15 protein-coding genes are annotated in these 21791 nt (G+C 62.8%); 8 read left to right on the plus strand and 7 right to left on the minus strand.

Translation table 11 applies throughout. The annotated features are described in order from the left end of the window. The first annotated feature begins 13 nt into the window (after positions 1–13). The 3 genes from CRP40_RS15240 to CRP40_RS15250 all read left to right on the plus strand — a co-directional run bounded on the left by CRP40_RS15240 (position 14) and on the right by CRP40_RS15250 (position 6817). Positions 14–3121, plus strand: coding sequence for an efflux RND transporter permease subunit (locus CRP40_RS15240; RefSeq protein ID WP_027914867.1), 3108 nt, complete (start codon positions 14–16; stop codon positions 3119–3121). Next, the gene (locus tag CRP40_RS15245) at positions 3118–4605 is read left to right on the plus strand and encodes an efflux transporter outer membrane subunit (protein WP_027914868.1); all 1488 of its coding nucleotides are present in this window, start codon (positions 3118–3120) and stop codon (positions 4603–4605) included. Before CRP40_RS15240 ends, CRP40_RS15245 begins: the two co-directional genes overlap by 4 nt. A 145-nt stretch (positions 4606–4750) precedes the next feature. Further along, entirely contained in the window at positions 4751–6817 is a 2067-nt protein-coding gene (locus CRP40_RS15250; protein ID WP_027914869.1) for an EAL domain-containing protein, read from the plus strand. Here the strand turns inward: CRP40_RS15250 and CRP40_RS15255 are convergent. Together CRP40_RS15255 and CRP40_RS15260 are read right to left on the minus strand one after the other, a co-directional pair. After that, on the minus strand, positions 6814–7074 hold the full coding sequence (locus tag CRP40_RS15255) for a DUF1652 domain-containing protein (protein WP_027914870.1): 261 nt from the start codon (positions 7072–7074) through the stop codon (positions 6814–6816). The genes CRP40_RS15250 and CRP40_RS15255 overlap by 4 nt on opposite strands. Positions 7075–7409: 335 nt before the next feature. After that, positions 7410–8057 (minus strand): DUF1345 domain-containing protein, encoded by a 648-nt coding sequence (locus CRP40_RS15260; RefSeq protein ID WP_027914871.1) that lies wholly within the window; start codon positions 8055–8057, stop codon positions 7410–7412. Between the two features lie 232 nt (positions 8058–8289). Between CRP40_RS15260 and pgm the strand changes: the two genes are divergently transcribed. From pgm to CRP40_RS15280, 4 genes are all read left to right on the plus strand, one after another. Further along, positions 8290–9927 (plus strand): phosphoglucomutase (alpha-D-glucose-1,6-bisphosphate-dependent), encoded by a 1638-nt coding sequence (gene pgm, locus CRP40_RS15265; RefSeq protein ID WP_027914872.1) that lies wholly within the window; start codon positions 8290–8292, stop codon positions 9925–9927. A gap of 78 nt (positions 9928–10005) precedes the next feature. Next, positions 10006–10518, plus strand: a complete 513-nt coding sequence (locus tag CRP40_RS15270; protein ID WP_027914873.1) for a sigma-70 family RNA polymerase sigma factor — start codon at positions 10006–10008, stop codon at positions 10516–10518. Further along, entirely contained in the window at positions 10515–11471 is a 957-nt protein-coding gene (locus CRP40_RS15275) for a FecR domain-containing protein (RefSeq protein ID WP_027914874.1), read from the plus strand. The genes CRP40_RS15270 and CRP40_RS15275 overlap by 4 nt, the downstream gene beginning before the upstream one ends. A gap of 131 nt (positions 11472–11602) precedes the next feature. Beyond that, complete coding sequence (locus tag CRP40_RS15280) at positions 11603–14008, plus strand: TonB-dependent receptor (protein ID WP_027914875.1); 2406 nt, start codon at positions 11603–11605, stop codon at positions 14006–14008. 64 nt (positions 14009–14072) lie between these two features. Here the strand turns inward: CRP40_RS15280 and CRP40_RS15285 are convergent, their stop codons facing one another. The 5 genes from CRP40_RS15285 to CRP40_RS15305 form a co-directional block, all read right to left on the minus strand. Then, positions 14073–14924: a CAP domain-containing protein gene (locus CRP40_RS15285; protein ID WP_027914876.1), complete on the minus strand. Its 852-nt coding sequence runs from the start codon at positions 14922–14924 to the stop codon at positions 14073–14075. A gap of 248 nt (positions 14925–15172) precedes the next feature. Next, positions 15173–16090, minus strand: a complete 918-nt coding sequence (locus CRP40_RS15290; protein WP_027914877.1) for an AEC family transporter — start codon at positions 16088–16090, stop codon at positions 15173–15175. A gap of 90 nt (positions 16091–16180) precedes the next feature. Then, a complete protein-coding gene (locus tag CRP40_RS15295) occupies positions 16181–17029 on the minus strand; it encodes a proline/glycine betaine ABC transporter permease (RefSeq protein ID WP_027914878.1) in 849 nt (282 codons plus the stop codon). Then, positions 17026–18042: an ABC transporter substrate-binding protein gene (locus tag CRP40_RS15300; protein WP_027914879.1), complete on the minus strand. Its 1017-nt coding sequence runs from the start codon at positions 18040–18042 to the stop codon at positions 17026–17028. The genes CRP40_RS15295 and CRP40_RS15300 overlap by 4 nt, the downstream gene beginning before the upstream one ends. Positions 18043–18111: 69 nt before the next feature. Next, positions 18112–20256 (minus strand): methyl-accepting chemotaxis protein, encoded by a 2145-nt coding sequence (locus CRP40_RS15305; protein ID WP_027914880.1) that lies wholly within the window; start codon positions 20254–20256, stop codon positions 18112–18114. Between the two features lie 215 nt (positions 20257–20471). Between CRP40_RS15305 and CRP40_RS15310 the strand changes: the two genes are divergently transcribed. Continuing rightward, positions 20472–21791 (plus strand): Na+/H+ antiporter NhaC family protein, encoded by a 1320-nt coding sequence (locus CRP40_RS15310; protein WP_027914881.1) that lies wholly within the window; start codon positions 20472–20474, stop codon positions 21789–21791.

Consider the following 21791-nt stretch of genomic DNA (forward strand, 5'->3'; position numbering starts at 1 on the left):
TAAGGGCGGCCCGATGAACCTGTCGGCGCCATTCATCCGCAGGCCCGTGGCAACCATGCTGTTGAGCTTGGCGATCATGCTGCTGGGCGCGGTCAGCTTCGGTCTGTTGCCGGTCTCGCCGCTGCCGCAGATGGATTTCCCGGTGATCGTGGTGTCGGCCAACCTGCCGGGCGCAAGCCCCGAGGTCATGGCCTCGACCGTGGCAACGCCGCTCGAGCGCAAGCTGGGCAGCATCGCCGGCGTCACCACATTGACCAGCAGCTCCAACCAGGGCTCCACGCGGGTCATCATTGGTTTTGAGCTTGGCCGCGACATCGACGGCGCTGCGCGCGAGGTGCAGGCCGCAATCAATGCCACCCGCAACCTGCTGCCCAGCGGCATGCGCAGCATGCCGACCTACAAGAAGATCAACCCGTCGCAGGCACCGGTCATGGTCCTGTCGCTGACCTCAAGTGTGCTGCAGAAAGGGCAGCTGTACGATTTGGCCGACACCATCCTGTCCCAAAGCCTGGCCCAGGTGCCTGGCGTGGGTGAGGTGCAGATCGGGGGCAGTTCGCTGCCGGCCGTGCGCATTTCGGTCGAGCCGCAATTGTTGAACCAGTACGGCCTGGCGCTGGATGAGGTGCGTACCGCCGTGGCCAACGCCAACCAGCGCCGGCCCATGGGCTTTGTCGAGGATGCCGAGCGCAATTGGCAGGTGCGGGCCAACGATCAGTTGGAAAGCGCCAAGGACTACGGGCCGATCGTGATTCGCCAGGAGAATGGCACGATTCTTCGGTTATCGGACGTGGCAACCATCACCGATGGGGTCGAAAACCGCTACAACAGTGGTTTTTTCAATGACCAGAGCGCGGTGTTGCTGGTCGTGAACCGGCAGGCAGGTGCCAACATCATTGCCACGGTGGACCAGATCAAGGCGCAGTTGCCTGCACTGCAATCGCTGCTCCCGGCAAGCGTCGAGCTAAACGTGGCCATGGACCGTTCGCCGGTGATCAAGGCCACGCTAAAGGAGGCAGAGCATACCCTGCTGATCGCCGTGGTACTGGTGATCCTGGTGGTCTACCTGTTCCTCGGCAGCCTGCGTGCTTCACTGATTCCAAGCCTTGCGGTGCCGGTGTCGCTGGTCGGCACGTTCGCGGTCATGTATCTGTGCGGCTTCTCGCTCAACAACCTGTCGCTGATGGCGCTGATCCTGGCGACGGGACTGGTGGTGGACGATGCCATCGTTGTGCTGGAGAACATCTCCCGGCATATCGAGGACGGGCAGCCACCCATGAAAGCGGCGTTCCTGGGCGCCAAGGAAGTCGGCTTTACCCTCTTGTCGATGAACGTGTCACTGGTGGCCGTGTTCGTGTCGATCCTGTTCATGGGCGGCATCGTGCGCAGTTTGTTCCAGGAATTTTCCATCACCCTGGCGGCCGCCATCATGGTTTCGCTGCTGGTGTCGCTGACCCTCACCCCCATGCTGTGCGCCCGCTGGCTGACTGCGCACCAGGCCGAGCAGACTCGCCTGCAACGCTGGAGCGATGCCGTGCACCGGCGCATGGTTGCCGCGTATGACCGCAGCCTGGGTTGGGCGCTGCGGCATCGGCGCCTGACCCTGATCAGCCTGCTGGTGACCATTGCAGTCAACGTGGCGCTATACATCGTGGTGCCCAAAACGCTGATGCCCCAGCAGGATACCGGCCAGCTCATGGGTTTCATTCGCGGTGACGACGGCCTGTCGTTCAGCGTGATGCAGCCGAAGATGGAAATCTACCGGCGCGCCTTGCTGGCAGACCCTGCCGTGCAGAGCGTTGCAGGCTTCATCGGCGGCAACAGCGGCACCAACAACGCCATGGTTCTGGTCAGGCTCAAGCCCATCGGCGAACGCAAGCTCGATGCCCAGAAGGTCATCGAACGCCTGCGCAAGGAAATGCCCAAGGTGCCAGGCGGGCGGCTGTTCCTGATGGCCGATCAGGACCTGCAGCTAGGCGGCGGCGGGCGCGATCAGTCGTCCTCGCAGTACCTGTATACTTTGCAGAGCGGCGACCTGGCAGCTTTGCGCCAATGGTTCCCCAAAGTCGTCGCGGCCATGCGCGCCTTGCCCGAGCTGACCGCCATCGACGCACGCGACGGGGCGGGCACCCAGCAGGTGACACTGGTGGTGGACCGTGATCAGGCCAAGCGTCTGGGCATCGACATGCAGATGGTCACCACCGTGCTGAACAACGCCTACAGCCAACGGCAGATCTCCACCATCTACGACAGCCTCAACCAATATCAGGTCGTGCTGGAGATCAACCCGAAATACGCCTGGGACCCCAGTACGCTGGAGCAGGTGCAGGTGATTACCGCCGAGGGCGCGCGGGTGCCGCTGTCGACCATCGCGCACTACGAGAATAGCCTGGCCAACGACCGGGTCAGCCACGAAGACCAGTTCGCCTCCGAGGACATCGCCTTCGACGTCGCCGAAGGCTACAGCACCGACCAGGCGCTGGCGGCGGTCGAGCGTGCCGTGGCCAAGCTCGGCCTACCGGAAGGGGTGATCGCCAAGCTGGGCGGCACCGCCGATGCCTTCACCAAGACCGCGCAGGGGCAGCCTTTCATGATTCTGGGCGCACTGGTGCTTGTGTACCTGGTACTCGGGATCCTGTACGAGAGCTACATCCACCCCCTGACCATCTTGTCCACGCTGCCCTCGGCCGGCGTTGGTGCCTTGTTGGCGCTGTATGTGACCGGTGGCGAATTCAGCCTGATTTCCCTGCTGGGGCTATTCCTGTTGATCGGGGTCGTGAAGAAAAACGCCATCTTGATGATCGACCTGGCCCTGCAACTTGAACGCCACCAGGGGCTCTCGCCCGAGGAATCCATTCGGCGCGCGTGCCTGCTGCGCTTGCGCCCGATCCTGATGACGACGCTGGCGGCCATTCTCGGCGCCTTGCCCCTGCTGCTGAGCCAGGCAGAAGGGGCGGAGATGCGTCAGCCGCTGGGGCTGACCATCATCGGCGGCCTGGTTTTCAGCCAGGTCCTGACCCTCTACACAACGCCTGTGGTCTACCTGTATCTGGACCGCTTGCGTCACCGCTACAACCGTTGGCGCGGCGTGCGCACCGACGCGGCCTTGGAAAACCCGCTATGACTTTTGCCCAGACTCCGCTTCATCGTGCCCTGCAAGTGCTCAGCCGTGTTCGCGGCTCGCGTTTGCTGGGGGCTGCCTTGGGGGCCGCCTTGCTCAGCGCCTGTACACTGGCCCCGGATTACCACCGCCCGGAAATGGCCGGCACGGCGCAATTCAAGCATGCCGAAGGCTGGACGCAGGCCACGCCTTCTGACGCCATCGCCCGCGGTGCCTGGTGGGAGATCTACGGCGACGCGCAACTCAACGCACTGGTCGAGGAGCTCAACCGCAACAACCAGAGTGTGGCGCAAGCCGAGGCTCAGTATCGTCAGGCCCAGGCGCTGGTGCGCAGTAGCCGCGCCGGGCTGTTTCCAAGCCTTGACCTGAGCGTGGCCAAGAACAGGTCAGCCCAGGGCACCGGCAGTTCCAGCTCAAGCCTGTCCAATAACAGCAGCGGCATTCGTGACACCTACAACGCCCAGTTGGGCGTGAGCTGGGAAATCGACTTGTGGGGCAAGTTGCGCGAGACGCTCAATGCCAACCAGGCCAGTGCCCAGGCCAGCCTGGCCGACCTTGCCGCCATGCGCTTGAGCCAGCAGTCGGAGCTGGTGCAGAACTACCTGCAACTGCGCGTCATCGATGAGCAGAAACGCTTGCTGCAAGCCACCGTGGCCGCGTACGAGCGATCGCTGCGGATGAACCAGAATCAATACCGCGCGGGCATCGCCGGCCCCGATGCCGTGGCCCAAGCGCGCACCCAGCTCAAAAGCACCGAGGCTGACCTGATCGACCTGATCTGGCAGCGCGCTCAATTCGAGAACGCCATTGCCGTGTTGCTGGGCAAGACGCCTGCGCAATTTGCCCTGGCCGACAGCCAGGCTATTCCTGCATTGCCACAAATCCCGGTGGCTCTGCCGTCGCAACTGCTCGAGCGCCGACCCGACATCGCCGCTGCCGAGCGCAACGTGATGGCCGCCAACGCCAATATCGGCGTGTCACGTGCGGCTTATTTCCCAGATCTCAGCCTGAGCCTTAATGGCGGTTATTCGAGCAGCAGCTTCAACAACTGGATCGAGTTGCCCAACCGCTACTGGTCGGTTGGCCCACAGCTTGCGCTCACCCTGTTCGATGCCGGCAGGCGCAGCGCCGAGGTGGACCGTACCGTTGCCGTATACGACCAGACGGTCGCCCAGTACCGCCAGACCGTGCTCGATGGGTTCAAGGAAGTCGAGAACCTGCTGGTGCAACTGAAGGTGTACGGGGACGAAGCCGTGGTGCGCCAGGAAGCCCTGGAGGCAGCCCGCGAATCGCTGCGGCTTACGGAAAATCAGTACAAGGCCGGCTTGATCGGCTATCTGGATGTGGTCAATGTGCAAGCCACCGCCCTGAGCAACGAACGCAGTGTGCTCAACCTGTTGCAGGGACGCTTGGTCGCCAGTGTCCAATTGGTGGCAGCGCTGGGCGGTGGCTGGGATGCCCGTGGGGCTTTCGCCGACCAGGATTGATGTGCAGCCCATGGCACATGTCGACGCACCTACCTGCTGTCGACATGGCCATTTGACATGTCGAAACACCGTGCGTTTTACCAAAGCTTGAGTACAATGGTCGGCCTTTCGTGCCTACCTCTGCCAGCCCCTGGTACTTCGCAAAATGCTGACCGCTAGCTACTCCTCTTCGCTGGTGCTGATTTCCCTGTGCGTGGCCATCCTTGCGTCCTACACGGCGCTGGACCTTGCCGGGCGCATTGCCACCGCCAGAGGGTATGCCGCCTCGCTATGGATGATCGGCGGGGCGCTGGCCATGGGGACCGGCATATGGTCGATGCATTTTGTCGGCATGCTCGCCTTGCAGCTGCCTGTCGAGCTGGGCTATGACCTCACGTTGACGGCATGTTCGCTGTTGATCGCGGTGCTGTCCTCGGGCTTCGCCCTGTGGCTGGTCAGCCAGCCCAGCTTGCCCTTCCTGCAGCTTGCCCTCGGCGCGCTCATCATGGGAGCCGGAATCGCCAGCATGCATTACACCGGCATGGCAGCGCTGCGCATGACACTCGGGATCGACTATGACCCGAGCCTGTTCATGGCCTCGCTGCTGATCGCGGTGGGCGCCTCGGCTGCGGCGCTGTGGACCGCGTTCCGGCTGCGCCGGCAGACCCCCTACGTGCGTCAGATACGTGGGCTGGCAGCGGTGCTCATGGGGATCGCCATCGTTGGCATGCACTACACCGGTATGGCGGCCGCTGGTTTTCCCCAGGGCAGTTTCTGTGGCGCGCTGCCCGATGGCCTGGAAGGGGACGGCCTGGTATCGCTTGTCCTGATCACGACCTTTGCCGTGTTGCTCGTGGCCTTGCTGACCTCCGTACTGGACGCGCGCCTCGAAGCTCGCACGGCGGCGTTGGCCAGGTCTTTGACCCTGGCCAACCAGGAGCTGACTCAGCTGGCATTGCACGACACGCTTACAGGGTTGCCCAATCGCAGTCTGCTGGCTGACCGCATAGAACTGGCCATCTCGAAGGTCGCTGAGCAGGGGGGGTGCTTTGCGCTGATGTTCATTGATCTGGATGGGTTCAAGCCGGTCAACGACGCCTTTGGCCATCATGCTGGGGACCTGCTGCTCAAGGCTGTGGCGACGCGATTGCGGGGTCACCTGCACAGTCAGGACACGCTGGCGCGCATCGGCGGGGACGAGTTCGTGCTGTTGGTCGAGTTACAGGACCCGAGCGATGCCATGAACGTTGCCATCAAACAGGTGAATCTGGTCTCGCGGCCTTTCAGAGTGGCCGAGCATGATCTGCAGCTTTCAGCGAGCCTGGGTATCGTCCTGTATCCCGGCAACGGCCAGGATCAGCACGAGCTGCTGCGCAACGCCGACGCTGCCATGTATCACGCCAAGCGGGTCGGCAAGAATGGCTACAGCTTCTTCGACGCCTCGATGAACAGCAACGCCCGTCAGCAGCTGCAGTTGTTGCAGGACTTGCGCCTGGCAGTGGCAGCCGGTCAATTCCGTCTGCATTACCAACCCAAGTTCGACGCCAAGCGGTGTCAACCGATCGGCGCCGAGGCGTTGCTGCGTTGGGAGCATCCTCAGCACGGGCTTTTGGCCCCAGACCGTTTCATCGGCCTGGCGGAAAAGACCGGCCTGATCATCCCCATCGGTGACTGGGTATTGGACGAGGCGTGTCGCCAGATGCGCCTGTGGCTGGATGAGGGTATCGAGGGCTGGCGGATCGCGGTCAATCTGTCGGCCATCCAGTTTTGCCACGCGGGCCTGCTCGATAGCGTGGCGCGTGCCCTCGAACGTCACGCACTGCCCGCCAACTGCCTGACGTTAGAAATCACCGAAACCACGGCGATGTCCGACGTGGAGGTGAGCCTGACCGTACTCCAGCAGCTCTCGGACATGGGCGTGGACCTATCGATTGACGACTTTGGTACAGGTTATTCCAGCCTGATGTACCTCAAGCGCTTGCCAGCCAACGAGCTGAAGATCGACCGAGGGTTCGTGCGCGAGCTGGAAGATGAGGGCGAGGATGCGGCCATCGTGTCGGCCATCGTTGCCCTGGGCCGCGCACTGGGGTTGCGAATCGTCGCAGAAGGCGTCGAGACCTCCAGTCAGCAAGCCTTCCTGACGCGGTTAGGCTGCGATTCGCTTCAGGGCTACTTGCTCGGTCGACCCGTGCCGGCCGAGCAGTTGCGGGGGTCGAACTCGACCCTGGGTTAACTGGCGTTGCGCAGCAAAGGAGGGGGTTGGAAGGCATCGAGTTCGGTTTCGACCGCTTCGATGATGCGCTCTACATCGCTGGCAGCCATGATGGCTGTGCAGGGGATGCCTGCTATGGCCAGCAAGGTTTCGCCCGTGCTTCGATCGAACAGCCGCGCCACCATGCTGCGCGGTGCATCCATGTTGGCTTCGAAACCCAACGGATGGAAGTGCCAGCGCATGACTTGACAGGCGTTGGGGAAGGTCATCTTGTTCATCCGAGCCTCCTTGTACGTGACTGAAAGCTGGTGAAGGGCGGCCGCGCACCGTGGCTGCCGGGAATGTAACCATAGCATCTGGCTGACGTGATTCTCGCTTGCAAATGTGACAAATGTTGCAGGGCATGACCTGCATCACAGCGCTATGGGAATCTGAAGCCGGTTAAGGCGCATCCTCATGATTTTGCCCGTCCGGCGGGCACACGCCCACCGCATCGAGCCAATCCAAACGCTGAACCTCGGAAGCCGGGTTCAGGGTGGGGATACGAGATAAGCCTATAGAACGTATAAAGCCGAGCATGGCGTGAGTTCATGAAACCTGACCGACGGGTGATTCACCCAAGCAACCCAGCCGCGATATTGATGGTAAAGCCAAGAATGGCGGTGTTGAACACGAACCCCACCAGCGAGTGGGCCAATACCACGCGCCGCATCGCGCTACCGGCTACCCCCACGTCGGATGTCTGGACGGCCACGCTGATGGTGAACGAGACGTAGTGAAAGTCCCAGTAGTCTGGCTGGGTTTCGCCATCGGCGAAGCGTAAAGGCGGCGCCGTGGCCTTCACTGCATAGAACAGCCGTGCATAGTGAAGGCTGAAGATGCAGCCAATCAGCAGCCAGGAGCCTGCGACGGTGAACCCGGTGTACAGGTAGTGAGCCGTCAATGCACTGCCCTGCAGCCCGCGGCTGGACACCAGTTGCAGCGTCACGGCGACCAGGCTGGCGATCGCTGCGACGCAGACGGTCAGCAGCACCAGGCCCGCGTTTTCGTCTTCGCTGTGGGCCACCTTGCGAACCTTTGCAGGGCTTGCGGTGCAGCTGAGCCAGAGTACCAGCATCAGGTACAACCAGACGCCAATGTTCCAGCCTGCCAGCAGGCGTTGCACAGGGTCGCTGACAGGGATCAGCCAGGCGCTCAGCAACCCTGCGCCTGTGGCCAGGCTCAATCGAGGGTGAGTGCGCGTCAGACGATAGAAAGCCATGGTGCCTCACAGCAATGGTGTGCTCGACAAGGCTTCTGACCGCATGGCTTGAGCCAAGATCCACATAAGGCAGGGGCTCGATATCATCCCGTGGCAGGGACGGGGGGTCTGCATCAAATTATCATCGAGCGATACCCGGGGTTTCTTTCGTGCCCTGCATCGCGCGCACTTGCAACTCTCAGTACACTGCACGCTCTAACCCCCCACATTTCGCTGAACTCGAGGTTAATGCATGACGCTCAGTCCTTTGGCAGGCAAGCCGGCTCCAGCCAGCGTGCTGGTCGATATTCCCCGCCTGCTCACGGCCTACTATACCGGCCGGCCGGACGCTGGCGTGGCGAGCCAGCGGGTCGCCTTCGGCACATCGGGGCACCGGGGTACTTCGCTTGAGTTGAGCTTCAACGAATACCATGTACTGGCCATCACCCAGGCCATCTGCCTGTACCGCCAGGAAAAGGGCATCGATGGCCCCCTGTTCGTCGGTGCCGACACCCACGCGCTGTCAGCACCTGCAGCAGCGAGTGCGTTGGAAGTGCTGGCTGCCAACGGCGTGCAGGTGATGTTGTCCAAGGACGACGAGTACACCCCGACACCGGCAGTGTCTCATGCCATCCTCTGCTACAACCGTGGGCGCCAGGACGGCCTGGCCGACGGGGTTGTCATCACGCCCTCGCACAACCCGCCGCAAAGTGGCGGCTTCAAGTACAACCCGCCCAACGGCGGCCCGGCCGACAGCGACGTCACCAAGTGGATCGAAGCCAAGGCCAACGAGTTGCTGGCGGCCGGGCTGGCGGGGGTCAAGCGTATCGACCACGCCCAGGCGCTGCAGGCCCCTACCACCCATCGTCACGACTACGTCAGCCACTACGTGGCAGACCTGGAAAACGTCATCGACTTCGAGATCATCCGTGCGGCCAAGCTGCGCTTGGGTGTGGACCCGCTGGGTGGGGCAGGGGTGCGCTACTGGTCGGCCATTGCCCAGCATTATCAACTGGACCTGGAAGTGGTAAACACCGAGGTCGACCCGACGTTCCGTTTCATGAGCGTCGACTGGGATGGCCAGATTCGCATGGACCCTTCGTCACCCTACGCCATGCAGGGCTTGATCGGCCTGCGCGAGCGTTTCGACGTGGCCTTTGCCTGCGATCCGGACCATGATCGCCATGGCATCGTCACCCCCGACGGCTTGCTGCAACCTAACAACTACCTGGCCGTGGCCATCGACTACCTGTACCGCAACCGTCCCCAGTGGCGTAGCGACGCAGCCGTCGGCAAGACGGTCGTGTCCAGCGGCCTGATCGATCGCGTAACCCAACGGCTGGGCCGCGAGCTGTACGAAGTACCCGTAGGCTTCAAGTTCTTCGCCCAAGGCCTGTTCGATGGCACGCTGGGCTTTGGTGGCGAAGAAAGTGCGGGCGCCTCGTTCCTGCGCCGCGACGGCTCGGTATGGGCAACCGACAAAGATGGCCTCATCCCGGCCTTGCTGGCTGCGGAAATGACCGCCCGGACGGGACGTAACCCAAGCCAGGCGTATGCCGAGCTGACCCAGGCCCTGGGCAAGCCGTTCGCTACCCGCGTGGAAGCCAAGGCCGATGCCCGCCAGAAAGGGTTGTTGAGCAAGCTTGCGCCCGAGCAAGTGACCTCCACCGAGCTTGCTGGAGAGCCAATCCTGCAGATCCTGAGCCACGCGCCAGGGAATGGGCAGGCCATCGGTGGTCTGAAGGTCATCACCGCCAATGGCTGGTTCGCAGCCCGGCCATCCGGCACCGAGGACATCTACAAGATCTACGCGGAGAGTTTCGTCGACGAAGCCCACTTGCAACGTCTGGTACAGGAAGCCCAGGTACTGGTGGATGCGGCCATTGCGTAAGCAGTGATAAAGGGCTTGGCCCTGTGGTGAGATGTAAATTAGAATTAATCCTATTTACATCATCGCAGGGACTTGTCCATGTTCGAAGCCGCGCCGCCGCCCTCGCAAAGCTTCCCCGACCTCTACCGGGAGCACCGTGGCTGGCTCGAGGGCTGGCTACGACGGCGCATGGGCAATGCCTGGGATGCGGCCGACCTGAGTCAGGATACCTTCCTTCGCGTGATGGCCAGCGCCCAGCCGTTGACCGACATCCGCGAACCACGCGCCTACCTGTTGACAGTTGGCAAGCGACTGCTGAGCAACCTGCACCAACGCCGCAGCCTTGAAAAAGCCTACCTTGAGGCCCTGGCCCACCTGCCCGAACAGCACGCACCTTCGCCCGAGCAGCGCTGGTTGTTGCTCGAAACGCTGCAGGCACTCGATGAATTGCTGGGCGGTTTGAAGCCAGTCGTGCGCAAGGCTTTTCTGCTGAGCCAGCTCGAAGGACTGAGCTACGCCGACATCGCCAGCCGGCTTGGTGTTTGCGAGCGGTCGGTCAAGCGCTACATGGCGCACGCTTACGAGCACTGCCTGCTGGCCGAACTCCTGTGAGCGCGCCTGAGCACCTGCGGGAAGCTTTGCGCGAGGCCGCGCAATGGTTGGCGCTCATCGATTCAGGCGATACCCGTGAGACGGACCTGGCCGGGCTTGAGCAGTGGCGCAGCCAAAGCGCTGTGCATGAGACTGCCTGGCAGCAGGCGCTGCGCTTGCGCGAGCGCTTCACCGGTTTGCCTGCCAGTCTGGCCATGGCCACGCTGGACCGTCCGGACCAGAGCCGGCGTACCGCCCTTGGGCAAATGCTCGGTTTGGCAGCGCTGATGCCCATGGCTTGGTGGATGAGCCACGAACTGCCCCTTGAGGCCTGGACTGCCGACCTGCGCACGGATGTAGGTGAGCGTCGAGTGGTGACGTTCAATGACGGCACCACGGTGCAATTGAACACCGACAGCGCTGTCGACCTGGACACCGTAAATCACAAGGTGTGGTTGCGACGCGGCGAAATTTCAGTCACCACGCCTGGCCTTCAACCCCTGACCATCCAGGTGCCTTCAGGCCAGGTGTCGCTGGGTGGTGCGACCCTTGGCCCTGGACAGGTGTGCGTCCGCCTGATCGAATCAGGGTGTCAGGTTGCAGTAGTCCAGGGCAGGGCAGACGTGCAGCCCTCAGGGGGTAATCGCCTGCGCCTCAACGCCGGTCAGCAGGCCGACCTTGTGGCGTCAGGTATTCGAAATGTCGGTATCTTCGAGGCATGGCGACTGGGATGGCGTGATGGCGTGTTGCGCCTGGACGATCAGCGGCTAGCCGACCTGCTGGTGGAGTTGAGCCGCTATCGCCCAGGTGTGCTGCGCTGGGATCCGGCGTTGGACAGGCTGCGGGTGACCGGCACCTTCCGACTGGATGACACCGACCAGGTATTGACGCTGCTCGCGGCAAGCCTGCCGGTGCAGGTGGTAGCCCGTACCCGCTACTGGATCACGCTGGTGCCGCGAGCAACGACTGCCTGAAGCTCGAACCCGCCAAGTTCACCCCGAACGCTGCGTTGCGACGCATTGCACGTGATATCAACGAGAAGCTGTCCCCTTTTCCGGACTCGCCTGTCATTACCCCTAGAACACCATAAAGGGGAGCTTTATAGATGCCTGCAGTAAAGTCCATCCACCTGCGCCCATGGGTGCGGGCAGCACGCCCATTGTTCGCCATCAGCCTGCTGCTCGGCACGCCCGCTTGGGCCGATGAGCCAGCCCGGCGCACCTACCAAGTGCCAGCGGCGAGCCTGGGGGCGGCATTGACCCGCTTCGCCGATCAAGCAGGGGTCAGCTTGTCGCTGGACCCAGCGCTGGTCAAGGGCCTGCGCAGCGAAGGGCTGACCGGGCAATACAGCGTCGATGAAGGCTTCACGCAGTTACTGCGCGGCAGCGGTCTGCAATGGGTAGCCGTGGGCCAAGATGCTTTCACTCTCGTGCCGTCGCCCCAGCAAAGTGGCCCGCTGGAAATAGCCCCTACCAGCATCGTCGGTGGCCTACCGGCGACCGACGAGGCACCCCCTTATGCAGGCGGGCAGGTCGCCCGCCAAGGCGCGCAGGGCTTGCTGGGTGCGCGCGATTTCATGGAAACGCCGTTCAGCATCACCAGTTACACCAGCGACCTCGTGAAGAACCAACAGGCCCGCACCCTGAGCGAACTGGTCGCCAGCGACCCTTCGGTTCGTGCCACCAACCCGGCCGGTGGGCGTTTCGAGCAGTTCACCATTCGCGGTTTCAGCTTGTATAACAGTGATGTGTCCTACAACGGCCTCTATGGCTTGCTACCTACCTATTCGATCGATATGGAGATGGCCGAACGGGTCGACATCATCAAGGGCCCCAGCCAGTTGATCAACGGCATTGCGCCACGGGGTAGCGTCGGCGGCGGCATCAACGTCCAACCCAAACGCGCTGGCGACACGCCGATCACCGAGTTCACCGGCAGCTACGCCTCGGCGGGCCAGGTAGGCGGGGCCGTTGACGTAGGGCGAAGGTTCGGTGAACAGCAGCAGTTCGGCATGCGTCTGAACGCGGTGAAACAGTCTGGCGATACCGAATGGGACCACCAGCAAGTGGACCGCGAAATGGCCGTACTGGGGCTGGATTTTCGCGGCGAGCGCCTGCGGCTTTCGACCGACCTTGGGCATACCGAGCGTGACACCGATGCCCCTCAGGAGCGTGTGCTGGTAGGGGCAAGCGCCCAGGTACCGCGTGCTGGCGATGTGCACCGCAACTACGCCCAGGCGTGGAGCAAGGCGCGCACCAACGATACCTTCGGGGCAGTGCATGCCGAATATGACCTCAGCGATTCTGTGCTGGCCTATGGCGCAGTGGGTGCCCGGGAGAGCCGACACGATTTCCTGCGCCATAACGTCTCTGTGATCAACAATGCTGGCGACTTCACCATCCAGCCCCGCGATTTCAGCAGGGATGAATCGGTACGCACTGCCTTGGCGGGCTTGAGGACCTGGTTGCACACCGGGCCCGTCAGCCACGAGATCAACCTGGCTGCCACGTACTACTACATGGACTTCACCAATGGGGGTGCCCGTTACGCCGCCTCACCCGGCAACCTCTATCATCCGACGGCGACGCCCACGCCAGGTACCCCGACGCGGCTCGATTCGAAGGATTACACCGAGAACCGTTTCTCTGGGCTGGCGTTGTCCGACACCCTCGGCTTCTTTGATGACCGATTGCTGTTGACCCTGGGGCTGCGCTGGCAGCGGGTGCAGGTGGACGATTGGAGTGATGGGGTCAAAGGCGACACGGCGTATGACGAGAAGAAGGTGTCGCCCTCCGGTGGTGTGCTGTACAAGGTAACGGAGGAGCTGTCGGTGTATGCCAACTACATGGAAGGCTTGAGCCAAGGCAAGATCGCACCGTCCACCTCGATCAACGAGGATCAGATTTTCCCGCCTTTCACCAGCCGCCAGGTGGAAGTGGGTGCCAAGTATGACCTGGGCAACGTGGCGTTCACGGCCAGCGCCTTCAGAATCCGTCAGCCTGCCTATGAAACCAACCCCGGCTCCCGGGTCTTCGGCGCCAATGGCAAGCGCAACAACCGGGGTGTGGAGCTGACCGTGTTCGGTGAACCCACGAAAGGGGTGCGTGTGCTGGGCGGGGTGATGTACATCGACAGTGAGCTGACCGATACCGTGAGGGGGGCCTACGATGGCAACCGTGCGCCCGCAACGCCCGCGTACAACGTCAACCTGGGGGCCGAATGGGATGTGCCGGTGGTCCAGGGGCTGACCCTGACGGCGCGCGGGACGCACTCGAGCTCCCAGTACCTGGACCAGAACAACAGCAAGAAGATCGACGGCTGGGAACGCTATGACCTGGGGGCACGGTACGCCTTCAAGCTGGACGACACGCAGGTGACCCTGCGCGCCAGCGTCGAAAACGTGCTCGACGACCGTTACTGGAGCTCAGCAGGCGCGCCGGATGACGCCGAACCGGGGCTTACCTTGTCGACGCCACGCACTTACCTGCTGTCTGCCACGCTGGGTTTCTGATCCGGCCAGCCTGAAGCCCGGGGCCAACACTGCGGGTGTCGGGTGTCGCCGGTTCAACCAGGCGCTATTGCGGCGAGCCGAACAGGGCCGTCCAATAGATGCCGGCATCGCTCTTCGGGTCTACGGCATAGGCTGCGCCGAGGTCCCGGAAGTCGGCGCTCATCAGGACTGCGCAGTGGCCTGGGCTGTCCAGCCAGCCTTGAACCACCTTGTGCGGCGTGTCGCGCCCGGCGGCGATGTTCTCGCCAATCTGCTGGTACAGATAACCGGCAAGCTCGGCCCGATCACCTGGGGTGCGGCCTTCTTTGTCGATGTGATCGAAGAAGTTCTGGTTGGCCATGGCCCGCGTGTGGCCGGCTGCCACTCCGGCCAGCACGGTGTTCCAGCCAAGTGCAGGTGCGGCGGCGTAGGGTTGGCCGCCGCACTGGCGGGGCTGCTGACGCGCGGCGTTGATTTCCTGGAGCATCTTTTGCCCTTCCGCCTGCCAGTCGCCCAAGCGACCAGAGAGCAGGGGGCGCGCCAGCACAATGCGCCAATCCCGACCTTCCTGGCTGACGCCGATGTCGACGAACTGAGGATCGAGCACCACCTGGCAGAAGCTTTCTTCAATGGCGTGCATGGCAGCGGGTGCATCTCGGGGGCCAGACAGGCTGATCGCCTGTACGTTGACCATGGGGTAACCGGCGCGGGTCATGGCCTGCTGAAGGTCACGAGTGCCTTCGGGAGACAGTGCCAGGCGTGTGTCGCTGTTGAGCGGCGGCAGTTCGAGCGAGCCTTGCTCGCCACAGGGCTGCGCCTGGCTGCGGTAGACGTTGATGGCCGCTATCAACTGTGCTTCTTCGCCCGTGACAGCCAGTGCCTGGGAGGAAACGATCAGCCCAAGCGTGAAGGCAGCGACAGATGACAGGACGCGCATATGGTTCTCCCTGAGGCTGGCAGCGGCGAGTAGGCGCTGCCTATCCTACACAAGCCCGATGGTTTTGACCCGAGCTGTGCAACGCATTGAAAACGCCTGCAGTCATTGTCGGTCGTAAGGGAGAGTAGACCGCAGGCTGGGCAAAAAGTGCGGCGGCGTGCAGGCCAGGTGTAGTGGGCAATGCTGGGTGTGCGTGGACCGGACTTGCACTCGGCATGATATCGGCCATGCATGATGTTGTGCAGCTGTCAGCCCAACAACAGTGAAAGGACCAGAGGAAGCGTGGCCGCCGCCGCCACCGTCTGTACCGCAATGATGGTCGCCATCAGAGGCGCGTTGCCGCCCATTTGCCTGGCCATGACGTAGGACGACGATGCCGTTGGCAGCGCCTGGAAAATCACCGCCACTACAGCGGCCTGGCCACTGAGGCCGAGCAGGCGGCAGAGCCCCCATGTCGTCACCGGCATCACCAGGAACTTGAAGACACAGGCCGCTATCAATGGCTGGGCCTGATCACCGAGACGTGCACCACCCAGGGCCGCACCGACGCACAGCAACCCCAGCGGCAACGCGGCATGCCCTAGCGCGCCAAGGGTAGGCTCGATGCCAGCCGGCAGGCCCAGCCCCGTCACCCGTAACAGCATGCCCCCCGCACACCCTAGAATCAGTGGGTTGGCAAGGATCGCCCGCAGCACCGTCAGCGGCGAGCTGTGCCGGGCGCTGAAGCGCGCGAACACCAGCACGCAGAGCAGATTGACCAGTGGCACGATGGCTGCGTTGGCCACTGCTGCCAATGCGATGCCCGCGCTGCCGTAGATGCCCGCGGCCAAGGTCGCGCCGATGTAGTTGTTGAACCGGATGCCACCCTGAAACAGCGACGTGAAGTCGGTGCCGTCGTGCTGGCGCATGCCCTGATAAAGCACCAACAGCAACGCCCCGGACAGGGTCGAAAGCATCAGCACCGCGACCATGGCCAGCACCGGCACCCCGTCCAGGTTGGCAGTGGCCAGGCCATGGAGGAACAACGAGGGCAGCAGCACGTAGTAGCTCAGGCGCTCGGCTCCCGGCCAGAAGCTGTCCGAGACGAAGCCACGCACCCGCAGCAGTGTGCCCAGGGCGATCAACAGGATGATGGGGAGCAGGGTGGTCAACAGCACATGCAGCATGGAGGCAGATCCGTGGCCGGGTACGTTGCACAGAGTACCGGCCGGACACTTGCTTTGCCATGCCCGTCCTACCGCCCTGGCTATGGCCTTTCAACGCCGTCCACGCCCATACGCCTGGCTGATACGGTCGATGACCATGGCCAGTGCCACGATGGCCAGCCCGGCCTCGACGCCTTGACCAACGTTCAGCGTCTGGATGCCTGCAAGCACATCTTCGCCAAGCCCTCGCGCCCCAATCATCGAGGCGACCACGACCATCGACAGGGCCATCATGACCGACTGGTTGAGCCCGGCCATGATGCTGGGCAGCGCCAGGGGCAGTGCGATGCGCCTGAGCCGCTGGGCACGGGTCGCGCCAAGGCCTTGGGCGGCTTTGAGCAACGACGGGTCTATCTGACTCAACCCAAGTTCAGTGAGTCGCACCAACGGTGGCAGGGCATAGATCAAGGTCGCGAAAACCGCAGGCACCTTGCCCAGACCGAAGAGCATCAACACGGGAATCAGGTAGACGAAAGCGGGTAGGGTCTGCATCACGTCGAGCACTGGCATTACCAGGCGCCTTGCCAACGGTCGAGCGGCCAGCACGACGCCCAACGGTATGCCAACCAGCACGCACAACCCGGTACTGACCAGCACCAGCGCCAGGGTCTGCAGCAGTTTGTCCCATAACCCCAGCATACCGATGACCGCCAGCAGCCCTACCAGGACACAGCTGCGCAGCAGGCTTCGGCAAGCATGCCAGGCCAGCGCACCGACCGCCGCCAGCAGTAGCCACCACGGCATGAGCCGCAGCAGGTTTTCAAGGCCAACGAGCACTTGCAGCAACTGGTCGGAGACGCTGCGCAGGTGGTCCCCATAATGGAGTACCAACCAGTCGACCATGCGGTTGACCTGATCGGCGAAGGAAAACTGCAAAGCCTGGGGGAAACCATTGCTCACAGACCGCCCTCGACCTTGGTGGCCACCTGCTCGGGAAGCCAAGCCTTCCACACGTGCGGGTGCTGGCGCATGAACGCCAAGGCGGCGTCACGGGGTGGGGTACGTTTTTCGCTCATCTGCGCCAATGCCTGGTTGAGCGTGTCGATAGGCAGATCCACCCGTTCGAATACCTGGACCACGTCCGGGTATTGCTCACGAAAGGCTTTGGACACGCCAACCGAGAGTTTCGCCGGCAGCGAACTGCTGCCTTTTGGGGCTGGGTTGGCAGGGTCGGTCAAGGTCGCCCAGGCCTGGGCATCGAATGCAGGTTCCTGTAGCCGCACGAGCTTGTAGCGGCCCATGAGCGGGGTAGGGTTCCAGTAGTAGAAAAGCACCGGTTGGCCCCGGCGAATGGCCGACCCGATCTCCGCATCCATCGCGGCCCCGGAACCTGTGCGGAAGTTGGTGTACAGTTGGTCCAGCCCATAGGCCTTGAGCTTTTGGCTGTTCACGGTCTCGGACGTCCAGCCACTGGGGCTGTTCAGGAAACGGCCTTTGTCGGGTGATTCGGGGTCGCGAAACACCGCAGCGTAGCGCTTGAGATCCTCGACGCTGCGCAGTTCAGGCGCCAAGGCCTTGAGCTTGCGCGACGCATCGCCTTCGATGACATACGCCGGCACCCACCAGCCTTCTTCGGCATGCTTGACCGTGTCGCCCAGCGCAAACACCTGACCTGCCTGCTCGGCCTTGACCCAGGCAGGGCTGCGACCGGCCCATTCTTCGGCGATCACTTGCAGGTCGTTGCGGGCCAGGGCGACTTCCAGGCTGACCGTGCTACCAGGCAATGTCTCGGTGGCGTAGCCGTACCCACGCTCGACGATCACGCGCAGGAGTTCGGTGGTGAAGGCACCGCTTTCCCAGGTAAGGGCGCCAAAGCGGATGGGTGGCTTCTGATCGGCAGCGCTAGCGCTGTCGGCAGCGGCCAGGCCCAGGGCGAACAGCACCCCGAGCAGCAGCGATGAACCTCTTTTCATGCCTGACCTCGTCGTCTACGGCCCTTCGGGAATGGGGCAAGTGTAGACGACGCAGCACAGGGGGCAGACTCAGACGCGGAACTGGTCCATCAATGCCTGCTGCTGGTTGGCCAAGGCATTGAGCGACTGACTGACCCGCGCCGATTCGTTGGCCTGGCCTGACAGCGACTCGGTGACATCGCGAATGGTCGCCACGTTACTGTTGATCTCCTCGGCCACCGCGCTTTGCTCCTCGGCTGCCGAGGCGATCTGCAGGTTCATGTCGGTGATGACCGTCACCGCCTGGCCAATGCGCTGCAAGGCGGTCACGGCCTGGCCGACCTGCTGCACGCCGCTTTGGGCCTGACGATGGCTGTTGTCCATTGCGCCCACCACTTCACGGGTACCGTCCTGCAAGGCCTCGATGACCTGGCGGGTTTCTTCGACCGACTCCTGGGTGCGCTGGGCCAGGTTGCGAACCTCATCGGCGACCACCGCAAAGCCGCGCCCGGCCTCACCGGCTCGGGCTGCCTCGATGGCGGCGTTGAGCGCCAGCAAGTTAGTCTGCTCGGCAATCGAGCGGATGACTTCCAGTACGGAGCCGATTTTTTCGCTGTTCTGCGACAGGCCCTGCACCTCGGCCATGGCCGTGCTCATGTCGGCGGCCAGCGAATCGATGCTGTGGGTAGTGCGATCGATCACCGCCAACCCTTCGCGCGTTGCCTGGTCGGCGTCGCGGGCCGCCTGCGCGGCTTGCGCTGCGCTGCGGGCGACATCCTGGGCGGTCGCGCTCATCTCGTGCGAGGCGGTGGCTACCTGGTCCACCTGGCGGTATTGCTGCTCCATGCCGGCGCTGGTCTGGGTGGCGATGGCCGAGGACTGATCGGCCGTCGAGCGGGCGGCCTGTACCGACTGTTTCACCTCGGCGATGGTGGGCTGGAGTTTGTCCAGGAAGCGGTTGAACCAGCCCGCGAGTTCACCCAGTTCATCTTGCTTGTCGTAGGTCAAGCGGCGGGTCAGGTCACCTTCGCCACTGGCGATGTCCTTGAGCATGGCCGCCACGCCCAGTATCGGGCGAGTAACGCCCCGGGCCATCAGCCACACCATCAGCAGGCCAAAAATGGCTGCTGCCAGGCCTAGGCCCAGTTCGAGCAGGGTACCGCTGGTGTTGAGGGCGTCCAGTTCCTGCTTCAGGGCCTCGGCGGGCCCGGTCAGGGCGTTTTCGGGGACGTCCAGCAACACGCCCCATGGCTTGGCGTCCGGGATCGGGCGGAAGGCCGCGAGCACTTTCAGGCGTTGGCGGTCATTGATGATGGTCATCTTGCCGTCGGCCATCTTGGCCACAAGCTCCGCACCTTTGGTCGTGTCGATCTGATCGAAACGCTGGGAGAGCTTGCTGGCATCGGCACTGTAGCCTGCCAGCAAGCCCACCGGGCTGAGGATGCCGACGGTGGTGCGGCCTTCGTAGAGACTGCGGCTGGCCTGTTCGCTCAGGGCCTGCAGGCTGTTGAGGTTGATGTCCACCGACAGGGTTGCGATCGCCTTGCCGTCCACCACCAGCGGGAAGACGATGCTGGTCATCAGCACCTGCTGGCCATCGATGGCATAGAAGTAGGGTTCGACCACGCAGACCTTGCCCGATGTACGCGGGCATACCCACCAGGTGTTGGCAGGTTGGCCGCTGGGCCCGATGGACGTGTCGGCCATGTCGCGCTCGGGCAGGGCCATCGAGGTGAGCTGGCCCACGTGCGGTTGCGACCAGTACAGGGCGAAGCGCCCGGTTTCGTTGCTGCCGAGCTCAGCCTGGCCGGCGAACAGGCTGTCCTTGCTGTCCAGCGCATTGGGCTCGAACACCAGTGACAGGCCCAGCAGATCGGGGTTGGCCTGGAGCGCGGCGCGCACCTGCCGGGTCATGTCCTCGCGCAGGTCGAACGCATCGAGAAAGCGCTTTTCGGCCTGTTCGCGCAGGAACAGTACCTGCCTGGAAAAGCCCGCACCGTACTGGTAAGCATCCATGAATTGGCGGCGGATGTTCAGGGCCTGCACCTCGCCCTGGGATTCGATGCGCGACTGGGCCGATTCGGTCAGCATCTGCATGCTGCTGGCCTTGACCAGGTCCGAGCTGTGGTCCATCCGGTACAGGGACAAACCGATGAGCAGGGTGACGATGCCGGCCAGGCACAGGCCGGCCAGCAATGTGATTTTCCATTGGATGGAAAGTTGTCGCAGAGGCATGGGGCAGATCCCTTTTTATGACAAGTAAGGGTTAGGGCACGGGCGAGGCGGTTTCCAGCCCCAGGTGGGTATCGGCTCCTACAGACTTTTCTTTATTCAAACATTCAATTTAATCCGCCGGTTGCGGGCAATCCGCCGTTGCCTGGCAGTTTTGACATCTGCCGTGCACTGCGTCAGAGTGCGCGCTTTTTTGTTCCCAGTGAGGTAAGCCCCCCATGAATGCAGTGATTGCCGCGGTCGGCATCATGCTGATACTGAGCCTGTCCCGCGTGCACGTGGTCATCGCCCTGATCGTCGGTGCCCTGGCAGGTGGGCTGGTCGGCGGCCTGGGTGTGCAAGGCACACTTGAAGCTTTCAATGGTGGGCTCGGCGGGGGGGCTACCGTGGCACTGTCCTATGCGTTGCTGGGTGCCTTTGCCGTGGCCATCGCCAAATCCGGCCTGGCGCATGCGTTGGCCGACCGGGCATTGGCCATGATCGACCGGCAAGGCCACGACCAAGGTGGCAGGGTCAAATGGTTGATGATCGGTTTGATGCTGGTGGTGGCCGTCTCGTCGCAAAACATTCTGCCCATCCATATCGCCTTCATTCCATTATTGGTGCCGCCGCTGCTCTATGTGCTGACCCGCCTGCGTATCGACCGGCGCCTGATCGCCTGCGTCATTACATTCGGCCTGATCACGCCCTACATTTTCCTGCCTGTGGGTTTCGGCAACATTTTCCTCAATCAGATTCTGCTGGCCAACGTGGCGCGTGCAGGGGTCGACATCACGGGTGTCAACGTTACCCACGCCATGGCCATTCCCGCCGCTGGTATGTTGGTGGGCTTGATAGTGGCGATGTTCGTCAGCTACCGAAAAAAACGCGACTACGACCTAGCGCGTATCGAGCAGGTCGAACAGGTGAGCGTGCGTTACAACCCGATGACGCTACTGGTGGCCGGCATTGCAATCGTCGCCGCGTTCGTCGTTCAGCTGCTGGTGGACTCGATGATCATCGGCGCGATGGTCGGCTTCTTGATTTTCTCGCTCTCAGGCATCGTCAAGTGGCGCGACACCGATGATCTGTTCACCGAAGGTATGAAGATGATGGCCATGATTGGTTTCATCATGATCACCGCCTCTGGCTTTGCAGACGTCATGAAAGCCACGGGTGATGTGCAAAGCCTGGTCGAAACCTCGGCGCATTGGATCAACCACAGCAAAGGGATAGGTGCCTTGCTGATGCTGCTGGTGGGCCTGCTGGTCACCATGGGCATTGGCTCGTCGTTTTCCACCGTACCGATTCTGGCTGCGATTTTCGTACCGCTGTGCGTCCAGCTCGGCTTCGACCCTTTGGCGACCGTGTGTATCGTCGGTACGGCAGGCGCGTTGGGTGACGCAGGCTCGCCAGCATCGGATTCCACCCTGGGTCCGACTTCCGGGCTCAATGTGGACGGGCAGCACCATCACATCTGGGACACGGTGGTGCCGACGTTCATCCACTACAACCTGCCGCTGTTGGCCTTCGGGTGGTTGGCGGCGATGACGCTCTAA

It is taken from the genome of Pseudomonas sp. URMO17WK12:I9 (assembly GCF_900230165.1).
GTDB lineage: Bacteria > Pseudomonadota > Gammaproteobacteria > Pseudomonadales > Pseudomonadaceae > Aquipseudomonas > Aquipseudomonas fulva.

What these genes read in the sequence shown, in the direction of transcription:
- CRP40_RS15255 (WP_027914870.1), bottom strand. Translation starts at nt 7,074, where the DNA reads ATGAACAAGATGACCTTCCCCAACGCCTGTCAAGTCATGCGCTGGCAC.
- CRP40_RS15270 (WP_027914873.1), top strand. Translation starts at nt 10,006, where the DNA reads ATGTTCGAAGCCGCGCCGCCGCCCTCGCAAAGCTTCCCCGACCTCTAC.
- pgm (WP_027914872.1), top strand. Translation starts at nt 8,290, where the DNA reads ATGACGCTCAGTCCTTTGGCAGGCAAGCCGGCTCCAGCCAGCGTGCTG.
- CRP40_RS15290 (WP_027914877.1), bottom strand. Translation starts at nt 16,090, where the DNA reads ATGCTGCATGTGCTGTTGACCACCCTGCTCCCCATCATCCTGTTGATC.
- CRP40_RS15240 (WP_027914867.1), top strand. Translation starts at nt 14, where the DNA reads ATGAACCTGTCGGCGCCATTCATCCGCAGGCCCGTGGCAACCATGCTG.
- CRP40_RS15280 (WP_027914875.1), top strand. Translation starts at nt 11,603, where the DNA reads ATGCCTGCAGTAAAGTCCATCCACCTGCGCCCATGGGTGCGGGCAGCA.
- CRP40_RS15310 (WP_027914881.1), top strand. Translation starts at nt 20,472, where the DNA reads ATGAATGCAGTGATTGCCGCGGTCGGCATCATGCTGATACTGAGCCTG.
- CRP40_RS15300 (WP_027914879.1), bottom strand. Translation starts at nt 18,042, where the DNA reads ATGAAAAGAGGTTCATCGCTGCTGCTCGGGGTGCTGTTCGCCCTGGGC.
- CRP40_RS15250 (WP_027914869.1), top strand. Translation starts at nt 4,751, where the DNA reads ATGCTGACCGCTAGCTACTCCTCTTCGCTGGTGCTGATTTCCCTGTGC.
- CRP40_RS15260 (WP_027914871.1), bottom strand. Translation starts at nt 8,057, where the DNA reads ATGGCTTTCTATCGTCTGACGCGCACTCACCCTCGATTGAGCCTGGCC.
- CRP40_RS15285 (WP_027914876.1), bottom strand. Translation starts at nt 14,924, where the DNA reads ATGCGCGTCCTGTCATCTGTCGCTGCCTTCACGCTTGGGCTGATCGTT.
- CRP40_RS15245 (WP_027914868.1), top strand. Translation starts at nt 3,118, where the DNA reads ATGACTTTTGCCCAGACTCCGCTTCATCGTGCCCTGCAAGTGCTCAGC.
- CRP40_RS15305 (WP_027914880.1), bottom strand. Translation starts at nt 20,256, where the DNA reads ATGCCTCTGCGACAACTTTCCATCCAATGGAAAATCACATTGCTGGCC.